Origin of the sequence: Cupriavidus sp. H39, from assembly GCF_050271075.1 — a bacterium.
Classification (GTDB): Bacteria; Pseudomonadota; Gammaproteobacteria; order Burkholderiales; family Burkholderiaceae; genus Cupriavidus; species Cupriavidus necator_B.
In genome coordinates this window covers 3528661-3541857 of record NZ_CP189848.1, presented here as the reverse complement: position 1 = coordinate 3541857, position 13197 = coordinate 3528661, and the positions used below count along the sequence as shown (strand labels likewise).

9 protein-coding genes are annotated in these 13197 nt (G+C 66.2%); all 9 read left to right on the top strand.

Annotated elements, in window-relative coordinates; all coding sequences use genetic code 11:
* The 9 genes from ACOCMH_RS31785 to ACOCMH_RS31745 all read left to right on the top strand — a co-directional run bounded on the left by ACOCMH_RS31785 (nucleotide 1) and on the right by ACOCMH_RS31745 (nucleotide 13081).
* Nucleotides 1–672: a PilN domain-containing protein gene (locus ACOCMH_RS31785; RefSeq protein ID WP_427311644.1), complete on the top strand. Its 672-nt coding sequence runs from the start codon at nucleotides 1–3 to the stop codon at nucleotides 670–672.
* A gap of 2 nt (nucleotides 673–674) precedes the next feature.
* Entirely contained in the window at nucleotides 675–1346 is a 672-nt protein-coding gene (locus ACOCMH_RS31780) for a type 4a pilus biogenesis protein PilO (RefSeq protein WP_427311642.1), read from the top strand.
* Complete coding sequence (locus tag ACOCMH_RS31775; RefSeq protein WP_427311640.1) at nucleotides 1343–1891, top strand: pilus assembly protein PilP; 549 nt, start codon at nucleotides 1343–1345, stop codon at nucleotides 1889–1891. The genes ACOCMH_RS31780 and ACOCMH_RS31775 overlap by 4 nt, the downstream gene beginning before the upstream one ends.
* Nucleotides 1888–4023 carry a type IV pilus secretin PilQ gene (pilQ, locus tag ACOCMH_RS31770; protein WP_427311639.1) on the top strand — a complete coding sequence of 712 codons (2136 nt, stop codon included), beginning with the start codon at nucleotides 1888–1890 and terminating at the stop codon, nucleotides 4021–4023. The genes ACOCMH_RS31775 and pilQ overlap by 4 nt, the downstream gene beginning before the upstream one ends.
* Before the next feature lie 344 nt (nucleotides 4024–4367).
* Nucleotides 4368–4928, top strand: a complete 561-nt coding sequence (locus ACOCMH_RS31765; protein ID WP_427313406.1) for a shikimate kinase — start codon at nucleotides 4368–4370, stop codon at nucleotides 4926–4928.
* Nucleotides 4925–6031 (top strand): 3-dehydroquinate synthase, encoded by a 1107-nt coding sequence (gene aroB, locus ACOCMH_RS31760; protein ID WP_427311637.1) that lies wholly within the window; start codon nucleotides 4925–4927, stop codon nucleotides 6029–6031. Before ACOCMH_RS31765 ends, aroB begins: the two co-directional genes overlap by 4 nt.
* A 48-nt stretch (nucleotides 6032–6079) precedes the next feature.
* Nucleotides 6080–7222: a deoxyguanosinetriphosphate triphosphohydrolase gene (locus tag ACOCMH_RS31755; protein WP_427311636.1), complete on the top strand. Its 1143-nt coding sequence runs from the start codon at nucleotides 6080–6082 to the stop codon at nucleotides 7220–7222.
* Between the two features lie 54 nt (nucleotides 7223–7276).
* Entirely contained in the window at nucleotides 7277–7996 is a 720-nt protein-coding gene (locus tag ACOCMH_RS31750; protein ID WP_427311635.1) for a transposase, read from the top strand.
* 378 nt (nucleotides 7997–8374) lie between these two features.
* Nucleotides 8375–13081: a glutamate synthase-related protein gene (locus tag ACOCMH_RS31745; protein WP_427313405.1), complete on the top strand. Its 4707-nt coding sequence runs from the start codon at nucleotides 8375–8377 to the stop codon at nucleotides 13079–13081.
* Nucleotides 13082–13197 lie beyond the last annotated feature (116 nt).

Below are 13197 nucleotides of genomic sequence, written 5' to 3'. Positions count from 1 at the left end.
ATGTCAACCAACACACTGCCTTCGGTCAACCTGCTGCCCTACCATGAAGCCCGCAAGGCGGCGCGGCGCAAGAAGGTCTACACGATGCTGGTCGCAGCGGCCGCCGCCGGCGCCGCCGTGGTGTTGCTGGGCGGCCTCTATATCGACGGGCGCATCGCGTCGGTGGTGGCGCTCAACCAGGTGCTGGGCGCGGAAAACGCCAGGCTCGACGGCCAGATCCGCGAGGTCAACAGCCTGAAGAAGGATATCGACGCGCTGCTGCAGCGCCAGAAGGCCGTCGAAAGCCTGCAGACCGAGCGCAACCGCCCGGTGCAGCTGCTGGAGGAACTGGTGCGGCAGGTGCCCGAAGGTGTCTACCTGACCAGCCTGAAGCAGGCCGGCGAGGCCTTCACCATTGCCGGCGTGGCGCAGTCCAACGAGCGCATTTCCGAGCTGCTGCGCAACCTGGGCGGGGTGGCCTGGCTGGACAAGGCCGAGCTGATCGAGTCCAAGGCGGTCACCATGACCAACAACCTGCGCGAGCAGCGCCGGCTGTTCGATTTCTCGATGCGCTTCGCGTACCGCGCGCCCGAGGCCCCGGCCGATGGCAAGAAGGCTGCCGCGGGCGCGTCGGCGCCATCCGCCGCACCCGTTCCCGCACCTGCAGCCGCCCCCGCGGCCGGAAAGGCCTGACCATGGCGCTCAATACCGAAATCAACCTGGCCGACCTGACCAGCCAGTTCCGCGGGCTCAACCTGAACGAGCCGGAGACCTGGCCGGCCGCGCCGCGCGTGCTGTTCGCGATCCTGGCCGCGGCGGTAGTGCTGCTGCTGGGCTGGCAGTTCTACTGGAGCGCCAAGTTCGACGAACTCGAGCGCCAGCGCCAGGAGCAGGAAAGCCTGAAGCAAGCGTACCAGTCCAAGGTGGCGCAGGTGGCCAACCTCGAAGCGCTGCGCGCGCAGAAAAAACAGGTCGAGCAGCGCGTGGCGCTGCTGGAGCGTCAACTGCCCAACAAGACGGAAATGGATGCGCTGCTGGCCGACGTCAACCATGCCGGCGTGGCGCGCGGGCTGCAGTTCGAGCTGTTCAAGCCGCAGGCCGCGGTGATCAAGCCTTACTTTGCCGAGATCCCGGTGAACCTGCGCGTGACCGGGCGCTACCACGAGGTGGCCCAGTTCAATGCCGACGTGGCGGCGCTGTCGCGGATCGTATCGATGCACAACTTGCAGCTGGCCAATACCAAGGATGGGGGGCTGGCGATGGAGGCGGTGGCGATGGCCTACCGCGCGCTCGATCCTGACGAACAGGCGGCACAGCGCAAGGCCGACGCGGCCGCCGCCGCCGCCAAGGCCGGAGGTGCGAAATGAGCCGCACCGTTCGCACCCGTGCCCTGGCAAGGGCCGCGTCGCGGCGCACGCTGGCGGCGGCGCTGGCGCTCGGCTTGCTGAGCGCCTGCGGCGCCAGCGATGAAGACGCGCTGCGCCAATGGATGGACGCCACCCGCGGCGCCCGCGCCAAGCCGCCCGACCCCGTGCCCGACGCCCGGCCCTACGTGCCGCGCGAGTACGCCGCGGCCAATGCGCCCGAGCCGTTCGCGCAGGCCAAGATCGGCGAGCTGAACAAGACGCTGGCGGATTCGCCCGAAGCCGGCCGGCGCCGCGAGCCGCTGGAGGACTACCCGCTCGAAAACTTCAAGATGCTCGGGATGATGCAGAAGCATGGGGAAACCTTCGGCATCGTCCGTGTTGATAACAAGATCCACCATGTGAAGGTGGGTCAGTATCTCGGCCAGAGCTATGGCCGGGTGGTCCGCATCACCGATCAGGAGATCGTGTTGCGCGAATTGGTCCGGGAGGGGGTATCCGAGTGGAAAGAGAAAATGACCAGCCTGAAGCTGGACGCGGCGGCATGACCCCCGCGCGCTGGTACCGTGCGCGCGCGGGCGCCGTGATGAGGTCCATGGCCACGGCGTTGGCACTATGGCTTGCGCTTGGCGCACCGGCGGCGCTGGCTCAGGGCAACCGGATCAAGTCGGTGGACGTCAGCACGACCGGGGAGCAGACCGTGCTCGTGGTTGAACTCGAACGGCCGCTGGCGCAGAAGCCGGCGGACTTTACCACGCAGAACCCGGCACGGCTCGCGATCGATTTTTTCGATACCGGCTTTGCCGAGCGGCGCGCGCAGTATGAATACGGCGGCAAGCTGGTCAAGGCCGCCAATGTGATGCAGATCGGCGACCGTACGCGCGTGATTCTTGACCTGACGCGCAACGCCACCTATCGGACCGACCAGCGCGGCAATGTCTTCGTAGTGTCGCTGGATAACGTGGCGCCGGCGGCCAAGAGCGCTGCGCCGACGTTCGCCCCGGCCGCCGCGGCGCCTGGCGCGGCCGCGGGGCGGCCATCGGTGCGCAATATCGATTTCCGCCGCGGGGCCGACGGCGCGGGGCGCGTGGTGGTAGACCTGTCCTCGCGCGAGTCGGGCATCAATATTGCGCAACAGGGCAAGAACGTGGTGGTCGATTTCCTCGGCACCACGCTGCCGGAGAACCTGCGGCGGCACTTCGATGTCAGCGACTATGGCTCGCCGGTGCAAGGCATGCGTGCCTCCGACGCCAACGGCAACGCGCGCCTGACCATCGAACCGCGCGGCAACTGGGAATACAGTTCCTACCAGACCGACACCCAATTCGTGGTCGAGGTCCGCCCGGTCAAGGAAGACCCGACCAAGCTGATCAGCGGCCCTGGCTATCGCGGCGAGCGCCTGTCGCTGAACTTCCAGAACATCGACATCCGCTCGCTGCTGCAAGTGTTTGCCGACTTCACCAACCTGAACATCATCACCAGCGAAAGCGTGCAGGGCAACATCACGCTGCGCTTGAAGGACGTGCCGTGGGACCAGGCGCTGCAGATCGTGATGGATGCGAAGGGGCTGGCCTCGCGCCGCAATGGCAACGTGCTGTGGGTGGCGCCCAAGGCGGAACTGCAGACCAAGGAGAAGCTGGAGCTCGAGTCGCAGCAGCAGATCAATGATCTCGAGCCGATCCGCAGCCAGGTGTTCCAGCTCAATTACCAGCGTGCCGAGGACGTGCGCCGGATGCTGCTGGGCATGGGCGCCGGCGGTGGCGCGGTCGCCCCCATCGGTGCCGCGGGCGCTGCGGGCGCCAGCACGCGCATGCTGTCCAAGCGCGGTTCGCTGACGGCCGATGCGCGTACCAACCAGCTCTTCGTGTCGGATATCGCCTCCAAGCTGGAAGAGGTGCAGAGCTTTATCGGCAAGATCGACATCCCGGTGCGCCAGGTCATCATCGAGGCGCGCATCGTCGAGGCCACCGATACCTTCAGCCGCAACCTGGGCGTGAAGCTGGGCTTTGCCGGGCAGTACAACAATGCCCGCGTCGGCAATACCTATAACAACGTGCTGCCGGGCGCGACCTCGGACAACGGCCCGTTCCTGAGCCTGCCGGCCGGTTCCATCAACGGCACCAACCCGGCCAATATCGCGGTGAGCCTGTTCAACAGCGCCGCCACGCGCTTCCTGGCGCTGGAGCTGTCGGCGCTGGAGGCGGACGGCAAGGGCAAGATCATCTCCAGCCCGCGCGTGGTCACGGCCAACAACATCAAGGCGCTGATCGAGCAGGGCACCGAACTGCCTTACCAGGCCGCCACTTCCAGCGGCGCCACTTCGGTGCAGTTCCGCAAGGCCAACCTGAAGCTCGAGGTGACGCCGCAGATCACCCCCGAGGGCAATGTGCTGCTGGACGTGGACGTGAACAAGGACAGCGTCGGCATCCAGACCACGTCGGGCTTTGCCATCGACACCAAGCACGTGCAGACCCAGGTGCTGGTCGAGAACGGCGGCACTGTGGTGATCGGCGGCATCTACACCCAGACCGAGTCCACCGATGTCGACAAGGTGCCGCTGCTGGGCGATATCCCGGTGCTCGGCTACCTGTTCAAGAACAACGCCAAGGTGCGCAACCGGACCGAGTTGCTGGTGTTCCTGACGCCGCGCATCCTTAACGAAAGCGTGTCGCTCAAGTAGGGCCGGGGCGCCGGATACAGTAGACTGGCAGGCCGCATCGATCCGATGCGGCCTTTTTTTTGCGCCGCGCGCCGCACCGGCCGGTTCCGGAATGCTCGCGCAACGTCGAGAAATGCGGGCTATGCCGCATTCGGCACTTGCCGGCCGCGCCACAACATAAGAAGATGATGCAGTTCCCAACCGGGGAGGACGGCCCGCATGCCGCGCTCCCGAACCACAGTCCCGTGACAGCCTCAGCGACAGGGCCGGCGGCGCAGCGCCAGGCGCCGGATCGGCGCGAAGCCGAACGATCCGATGCCGACCGCCCGGAATCCGATCGACCCAACCTTTTTTTCGTCGGCCTGATGGGCGCCGGCAAGACCACCGTGGGCCGCACGGTGGCGCGGCGCCTGCACTATCCGTTTTTCGATTCCGACCATGAGCTGGAGGCGCACTGCGGCGTGCGCATCCCGGTGATCTTCGAACTCGAGGGCGAGGCCGGCTTCCGCGACCGCGAAACCGCGATGATCCGCGAACTGGCGCAGCGCCAGGGTATCGTGCTGGCCACCGGCGGCGGGGCGGTGCTGCGGGCCGAGAACCGCGAGGTGCTGAAAGCCCGCGGCACCGTCGTGTACCTGCGCGCCAGCCCGCACGACCTGTGGCTGCGCACCCGGCATGACCGCAACCGGCCGCTGCTGCAAACCGACGACCCCAAGGGCAAGCTCGAGGCGCTGTATGCAGAGCGCGACCCGCTGTACCGCGAAGTCGCCGACTTCATCATCGAAACCGGCAAGCCCTCGGTGGCCCAGCTTGCTAATATGGTGTTGATGCAACTTGAAATGGCCGGTTTTCGGATCGATCCCCCGCAGCCGGCGTCCGCGCCCGCGGACGATACCGAGCCGCCGGCGCAGGACCCCAATCCATGATTACCCTTGAAGTCGACCTGGGCGAGCGCAGCTACCCCATCCATATCGGTACCGGCCTGCTTGACAATGCCGACCTGCTGCGCCCGCATGTGCGCGGCCAGCACGCCGTCATCGTTACCAACGAAACCGTCGGCCCGCTCTATGCGGCGCGGGTCGAGGCCGCGCTGGCGGCGCTCGGCAAGACCGTGCGCACCGTCACGCTGCCCGACGGCGAGTCCTTCAAGCACTGGGAAACGCTGAACCGGATCTTCGACGCGCTGCTGCAGGCCGGCGCCGACCGCAAGACCACGCTGGTGGCACTGGGCGGCGGCGTGGTCGGCGACATGACCGGGTTTGCCGCCGCCTGCTACATGCGCGGCGTGCCGTTTATCCAGATGCCCACCACGCTGCTGGCGCAGGTGGATTCGTCGGTGGGCGGCAAGACCGGCATCAACCATCCGCTCGGCAAGAACATGATCGGCGCGTTCCACCAGCCCAACGCGGTGATCGCCGACATCGACACGCTGCGCACGCTGCCGCCGCGCGAACTGGCCGCCGGCATGGCCGAGGTCATCAAGCACGGCGCCATTGCCGACGCCGACTACTTTGGCTGGATCGAGCGCAATATCCAGGCGCTGAACGCTTGCGACCCGGAGCTGATGGCCGTTGCCGTGCAGCGCTCGTGCGAGATCAAGGCGGGCGTGGTGGCAAAGGACGAGCGCGAGGGCGGGCTGCGCGCCATCCTCAATTTCGGCCATACCTTTGGCCATGCGATTGAGGCCGGCATGGGCTATGGCGCCTGGCTGCACGGCGAAGCCGTCGGCTGCGGCATGGTGATGGCCGCGGACCTGTCGCACCGGCTCGGCTTCATCGATATCGAGACGCTGGCCCGCATCCGCACCCTGACGCAGGCGGCGATGCTGCCGGTGGTGGCGCCGGAACTGGGCGCCGACCGCTATATCGAACTGATGAAGGTCGACAAGAAGGCCGAGGCCGGCAACATCAAGTTCATCCTGCTGAAGAAGCTCGGCGAGGCGTTCATCACCACGGTGCCGGACGCGGATCTGCGCGCCACGCTGGCGCACGCCATCCTCAAACCTCCCACCGAGGCACCGGTCGCCTGACCGATCGGTTATGCCTCGCCACCCCGACCCAGCCACCGGACGCGCCGCATGACCGACTTTGAAAGCCATCTCGCCCCTTACGCCGCCCGCTCCGCGCAGACGCGCGGGCGGGTGCACGCCGAACCCGCATCACTGTCGCGCAGCGAATTCCAGCGCGACCGCGACCGCGTGATCCACAGCACGGCGTTCCGGCGGCTCGAGTACAAGACCCAGGTCTTCGTCAACCATGAGGGCGACCTGTTCCGCACGCGGCTGACCCATAGCCTGGAGGTGGCGCAGATCGCGCGCTCGATCGCGCGCAACCTGCGCCTGAACGAGGACCTGGTCGAGGCCATCTCGCTGGCGCACGACCTGGGCCACACCCCGTTCGGCCACGCCGGTCAGGACGCGCTGAACCAGTGCATGAAGAACCACGGCGGCTTCGAGCACAACTTGCAGAGCCTGCTGGTGGTGGACGAGCTGGAAGAGCGCTACGGCGGCTTCAATGGCCTGAACCTGACTTTCGAGACGCGCGAGGGCATTCTCAAGCATTGCTCGCGCGTCAATGCCTCGGCGCTGGGCGAACTGGGGCGGCGCTTCCTGGAAGGCACGCAACCGTCGCTGGAGGCCCAGCTCGCCAACCTTGCCGACGAGATCGCCTACAACAATCACGATATCGACGACGGGCTGCGTTCCGGCCTGCTCACGCTGGAGCAGCTCGACGAGGTGCCGATGTGGGCGCGCCACCGGGCCGAGGTGGCCGAGGCCTTCCCTGGCATCAATGGCCGGCGCGCCATCAACGAGACGGTCCGGCGCATGATCAACACGCTGATCGTCGACCTGATCGAAACCACCAGCCGCAATATCGCCGATGCCAACCCGCGCAATATCGACGCCGTGCGTGCCGCCGGCCCGCTGGTCGGCTTCAGCCCGCGGATCCACGAGGAAGCCGCCGCGCTCAAGCGCTTCCTGTTCCGGCACCTGTACCGGCATTACCTGGTGATGCGCATGTCGGCCAAGGCCCAGCGCATCGTCGGCGACCTGTTCCAGGCCTTCATGTCCGATCCGCGCCTGCTGCCGCCCCAGTACCAGGCCGGCCATGGCGGCGACCAGTCGCGGCTGATCTCGCATTACATTGCCGGCATGACCGACCGCTACGCCATCCGCGAGCACCGCCGCATCTTCGCGGTCAGCGAGGGGACTGCCCCCTGAAAAATAGGGACGGATCAGGCTATGATGCGGGCATCCCAGCCCGCACGACCTGTCATGGCTCGCCTTCCCCGTTTTTCCCCCACCGGACTGCCCGCGCTGGTGTTGCAGCGTGGCAACAATCGCCAGCCCGTCTTCCTGGGCACTGTCGACTACCTGCACTACCTCGATTGCCTGCGCATGGCCGCGCGCGAGCATGACTTGGCCGTCCATGCCTATGCGCTGCGGCCCAACCACGTGCATCTGGTGGCAACGCCCAAAAGTGAGGACGCGCTTAGCCTGACCATGCAGGCCGTCGGGCGCCGCTACGCGCGCTACTTCAACCGCGTGGCGGGGCGCACAGGCACGTTGTGGGATGGGCGCTTCCGCTCCGCCGTGTTCGATCCGGCCCAATGGATGCTCCCGGCCATGCTTTATGTCGAGGGCAACGCGGTGCGCGCGGGGGAGGTCAGCACGCCCGAAGGCGACCGCTGGAGCAGCTACCGCCATCACGCTGGCATCGAGGCAAGCCCCTTTGTCAGCGACCACGCCGCCTATTGGGAATTGGGCAATACCCCGTTCGAGCGGCAGTCGAACTACCGCATGCTTAGCGCCGAAGGCCTTTCCGGCCGGACCCTGGACACGTTGCGTACCCATGCGCATAGCGGCTGGCCATTGGGCGACGACGCGTTCCTGGCGCAACTGGAAAGACAAGCCACGCGACGCGTCCAGCCGTTGCCGAAGGGACGCCCTAAAAAGGTGCAAAGCCAAGCTGAAAATGAGGCTAAAACGCCATAATCTATATCTGTCCCTATTTAATGAGTTCACCGAAACGGTGCGACCTTTAATGTGTTCCGACCCCATTTAATTTTTTTGCGGGGCGGTGGCGATTCCCATATAGTTGCTCCACCCACAGTCATTGTGCGGCGCGTCACGCTCGTGTACGCCGCTGCGGCCCGCTGACAGCTTCGTCCCCATTTCCCGTCCCGCCGGTCCACCGGTTTGGGTGGATCTAAAGAAAGCACGCGGTCCCGTTCCGGTAGTCCAGCCATTCGCGCAGCCTTCACCGGAATTCAGCCCGTGGACCAAATGAAGAACCCTTCGGCCCAAGCGCAGACCAGCGAGCACCTCAGCGCGTCTTCCTCCGCCCTCGACCTGCGTCCGCAGGCACAAGGCATGTACGACCCGACCAACGAGCATGACGCCTGCGGCGTCGGCATGGTCGCGCATATCAAGGGCAAGAAGTCGCACGAGATCATTTCCCAGGGCCTGAAGATCCTGGAGAACCTGGACCACCGCGGTGCGGTCGGCGCCGATCCGCTGATGGGCGATGGCGCCGGCATCCTGATCCAGATCCCCGACCAGTTCTACCGTGAAGAGATGGCGGCGCAGGGCGTGAGCCTGCCGCCGGCCGGCGAATACGGCGTCGGCATGATCTTCCTGCCCAAGGAACACGCCTCGCGCCTGGCCTGCGAGCAGGAACTGGAGCGCACGGTCCGCCTGGAAGGCCAGGTCGTGCTGGGCTGGCGCGACGTGCCGGTCGACGCCGCCATGCCGATGTCCCCTACGGTGCGCAAGACCGAGCCGGTGATCCGCCAGATCTTCATCGGGCGCGGCCGCGACATCATGACCACGGACGCGCTGGAACGTAAGCTCTACGTGATCCGCAAGACCGCCAGCCACGCCATCCAGGCGCTCAAGCTCAAGCACGGCAAGGAGTATTTCGTGCCGTCGATGTCGGCCCGTACCGTGGTGTACAAGGGCCTGCTGCTGGCCAACCAGGTCGGCGAGTACTACCTGGACCTGCTGGACCAGCGCGCGGTCTCGGCCCTGGCCCTGGTGCACCAGCGCTTCTCGACCAACACCTTCCCGGCCTGGGAACTGGCCCACCCGTACCGCATGGTCGCCCACAACGGCGAAATCAACACGGTCAAGGGCAACGTCAACTGGATCAACGCCCGTACCGGTGCGATCTCCTCGCCGGTGCTCGGCGACGACCTGCCCAAGCTGTGGCCGCTGATCTACCCGGGCCAGTCCGATACGGCATCGTTTGACAACTGCCTCGAACTGCTGACGATGGCCGGCTACCCGCTCGTCCACGCGATGATGATGATGATCCCGGAAGCCTGGGAACAGCACACGCTGATGGACGACAACCGCCGCGCGTTCTACGAGTACCACGCCGCCATGATGGAGCCGTGGGACGGCCCGGCCGCGATCTGCTTCACCGACGGCCGCCAGATCGGCGCCACGCTGGACCGCAACGGCCTGCGTCCGGCCCGCTTCTACGTGACCGAGGACGACATCGTCGTGCTGGCTTCGGAAGCCGGCGTGCTGCCGTTCCCCGAGTCGCGCATCGTGCAGAAGTGGCGCCTGCAGCCGGGCAAGATGTTCCTGATCGACATGGAGCAGGGCCGCATCATCGACGACAAGGAACTCAAGGACAACCTGGCCAACGCCAAGCCGTACAAGAGCTGGATCGACGCCGTGCGCATCAAGCTCGACGAGATCGATGCCAAGCCGGAAGACGTCGCCGCCGAGAAGAAGCCCGTGGCCAAGCTGCTGGATCGCCAGCAGGCGTTCGGCTACACCCAGGAAGACGTCAAGTTCCTGATGGCGCCGATGGCGCTGGCCGGCGAGGAAGCCACCGGCTCGATGGGCAACGACTCGCCGCTGGCGATCCTGTCGTCCAAGAACAAGACGCTGTACCACTACTTCAAGCAGCTGTTCGCGCAGGTCACCAACCCGCCGATCGACCCGATCCGCGAGAACATGGTGATGTCGCTGGTGTCGTTCATCGGCCCCAAGCCGAACCTGCTGGAACTGAACAACATCAACCCGCCGATGCGCCTCGAAGTGTCCCAGCCGGTGCTGGACTTCAAGGACATTGCCAAGATCCGCAACATCGAGCACTACACCGGCGGCAAGTTCCGTGCGTACGAACTGAACATCTGCTACCCGACCGCGTGGGGCAAGGAAGGCATCGAAGCGCGCCTGGCCTCGCTGTGCGCCGAGGCCGTGGATGCGGTGCGTTCGGGCTACAACATCCTGATCGTGACCGATCGCCCGGTCGATGCCGACCATGTCGCGATCCCGGCGCTGCTGGCCACCTCCGCGATCCACCACCACCTGGTGGAGAAGGGCCTGCGCACGTCGACCGGCCTGGTGGTCGAGACCGGCACCGCGCGCGAAGTGCACCACTTCGCGCTGCTGGCTGGCTATGGCGCCGAAGCCGTGCACCCGTACCTGGCGATGGAAACCCTGGCCGACATGGCCAGCGGCCTGTCAGGCGACCTGTCGCCGGAAAAGGCGGTCAAGAACTTCGTCAAGGCGATCGGCAAGGGCCTGTTCAAGGTGATGTCCAAGATGGGCATCTCCACCTACATGTCGTACACCGGCGCGCAGATCTTCGAAGCCATCGGCCTGTCGCGCGAGCTGGTGCAGAAGTACTTCCACGGCACGCCGTCGAACGTCGAGGGCATCGGCATCTTCGAGGTCGCCGAGGAAGCGCTGCGCCTGCACAAGGACGCCTTTGGCAACAACCCGGTGCTGGAAAACATGCTGGACGCCGGCGGCGAGTACGCCTTCCGCATCCGCGGCGAAGAGCACATGTGGACGCCGGATTCGATCGCCAAGCTGCAGCACTCGGTGCGCGCCGAGGACGCCAAGGGTTCGTACCAGACGTACAAGGAATACGCCAACATCATCAACGACCAGAGCAAGCGCCACATGACGCTGCGTGGCCTGTTCGAGTTCAAGGTTGACCCGGCCAAGGCGATTCCGCTGGAAGAAGTCGAGCCGGCCAAGGAAATCGTCAAGCGCTTCGCCACCGGCGCGATGTCGCTCGGCTCGATCTCGACCGAAGCCCATGCCACGCTGGCCGTGGCGATGAACCGCATCGGCGGCAAGTCGAACACCGGCGAAGGCGGCGAGGACGAGAAGCGCTACCGCAACGAACTGCGCGGCATCCCCATCAAGCAGGGCGACAGCCTGAAGAGCGTGCTGGGTGACGTGATCGAGGCCGACCTGCCGCTGCAGGAAGGCGATTCGCTGCGCTCGAAGATCAAGCAGGTGGCGTCGGGCCGTTTCGGCGTGACCGCCGAGTACCTGGCTTCGGCCGACCAGATCCAGATCAAGATGGCGCAGGGCGCCAAGCCGGGCGAAGGCGGCCAGCTGCCGGGCCACAAGGTCTCGGACTACATCGGCAAGCTGCGTTACTCGGTGCCGGGCGTGGGCCTGATTTCGCCGCCGCCGCACCACGACATCTACTCGATCGAAGATCTGGCCCAGCTGATCCACGACCTGAAGAACGTCAACCCGTCGTCGGATATCTCGGTCAAGCTGGTGTCCGAAGTGGGCGTCGGCACGGTGGCCGCGGGCGTGTCCAAGGCCAAGGCCGACCACGTCGTGATCGCCGGCCATGATGGCGGCACCGGCGCCTCGCCGTGGTCGTCGATCAAGCACGCCGGCACGCCGTGGGAGCTGGGGCTGGCCGAGACGCAGCAAACGCTGCTGCTCAACGGCCTGCGCAACCGCATCCGCGTGCAGGCCGACGGCCAGATGAAGACCGGCCGCGACGTCGTCATCGGCGCGTTGCTGGGCGCCGACGAGTTCGGCTTCGCCACGGCACCGCTGGTGGCCGAGGGCTGCATCATGATGCGCAAGTGCCACCTGAACACCTGCCCGGTGGGCGTGGCCACGCAGGATCCGCAACTGCGCAAGAAGTTCCAGGGCAAGCCGGAGCACGTGGTCAACTTCTTCTTCTTCGTTGCCGAAGAAGCGCGCGAGATCATGGCCCAGCTGGGCATCCGCACCTTCGACGAGCTGATCGGCCGCGCCGACCTGCTCGACACCAAGGCCGGCATCGAACACTGGAAGGCACGCGGCCTGGACTTCAGCCGCATCTTCCACCAGGTGTCGCTGGGCGCGGACGTGCCGCTGTACCACACCGACGTGCAGGACCACGGCCTGTCGGCCGAAGCCGGCAAGGCGCTGGACCACGTGCTGATCGCCAAGGCCCGTCCGGCGATCGAGAAGGGCGAGCGCGTCTCGTTCATCCAGCCGGTCAAGAACGTCAACCGTACCGTCGGCGCGATGCTGTCCGGCGTGGTCGCCAAGCAATACGGCCACGAAGGCCTGCCTGACGACACCATCCACATCCAGCTGCAAGGCACCGCCGGCCAGTCGTTCGGCGCGTTCCTGGCGCACGGCATCACGCTGGACCTGGTCGGCGACGGCAACGACTACGTCGGCAAGGGCCTGTCGGGCGGCCGCGTGATCGTGCGTGCCCCGCACGAGTTCCGCGGCGATCCGACCCGCAACATCATCGTCGGCAATACCGTGCTGTACGGCGCCATCGCCGGTGAAGCATTCTTCAACGGCGTGGCCGGCGAGCGCTTCGCGGTGCGTAATTCGGGCGCCGTAGCGGTGGTGGAAGGCACTGGCGACCACGGTTGCGAGTACATGACCGGCGGCACGGTGGTGGTGCTGGGCGGCACCGGGCGCAACTTCGCCGCCGGCATGTCGGGTGGCGTGGCCTACGTCTACGACGAGGACGGCCTGTTCGACAAGCGCTGCAACACCTCGATGGTGGCGCTGGAAGCGGTGCTGGCCTCGGCCGACCAGGAGAAGGGCCAGCCCCAGGCTTCGTGGCACAAGGTCGACGGCAAGCGCGTGCTGGACGAAGTCATGCTGCGCAACCTGATCGAGCAGCACTTCCGCTACACCGGCTCCGAGCGCGCCAAGGCGCTGCTGGCTGACTGGACCACGGCACGCCGCAAGTTCGTCAAGGTGTTCCCGACCGAGTACAAGCGCGCGCTGGGCGAGATGTACGCCAAGGAACAGGCCGCCCGCGACAGCGACCGCGAGGCCATCGCGGCCTGAGCGCAGCAACCAAGCAGCGATGGGCCGCGGCAGCCGCCGTGGCCCTGACAAGATACTGACCCCACCGCAGGGCCGGCGACGCCGCCGGTCCCGCGCAGCATGACCAAGGACGCAAC

Coding starts and splice junctions, on each gene's coding strand:
- ACOCMH_RS31775 (WP_427311640.1), top strand. CDS start 1,343: ATGAGCCGCACCGTTCGCACCCGTGCCCTGGCAAGGGCCGCGTCGCGG.
- ACOCMH_RS31750 (WP_427311635.1), top strand. CDS start 7,277: ATGGCTCGCCTTCCCCGTTTTTCCCCCACCGGACTGCCCGCGCTGGTG.
- ACOCMH_RS31785 (WP_427311644.1), top strand. CDS start 1: ATGTCAACCAACACACTGCCTTCGGTCAACCTGCTGCCCTACCATGAA.
- ACOCMH_RS31780 (WP_427311642.1), top strand. CDS start 675: ATGGCGCTCAATACCGAAATCAACCTGGCCGACCTGACCAGCCAGTTC.
- ACOCMH_RS31765 (WP_427313406.1), top strand. CDS start 4,368: ATGGGCGCCGGCAAGACCACCGTGGGCCGCACGGTGGCGCGGCGCCTG.
- ACOCMH_RS31755 (WP_427311636.1), top strand. CDS start 6,080: ATGACCGACTTTGAAAGCCATCTCGCCCCTTACGCCGCCCGCTCCGCG.
- ACOCMH_RS31745 (WP_427313405.1), top strand. CDS start 8,375: ATGTACGACCCGACCAACGAGCATGACGCCTGCGGCGTCGGCATGGTC.
- pilQ (WP_427311639.1), top strand. CDS start 1,888: ATGACCCCCGCGCGCTGGTACCGTGCGCGCGCGGGCGCCGTGATGAGG.
- aroB (WP_427311637.1), top strand. CDS start 4,925: ATGATTACCCTTGAAGTCGACCTGGGCGAGCGCAGCTACCCCATCCAT.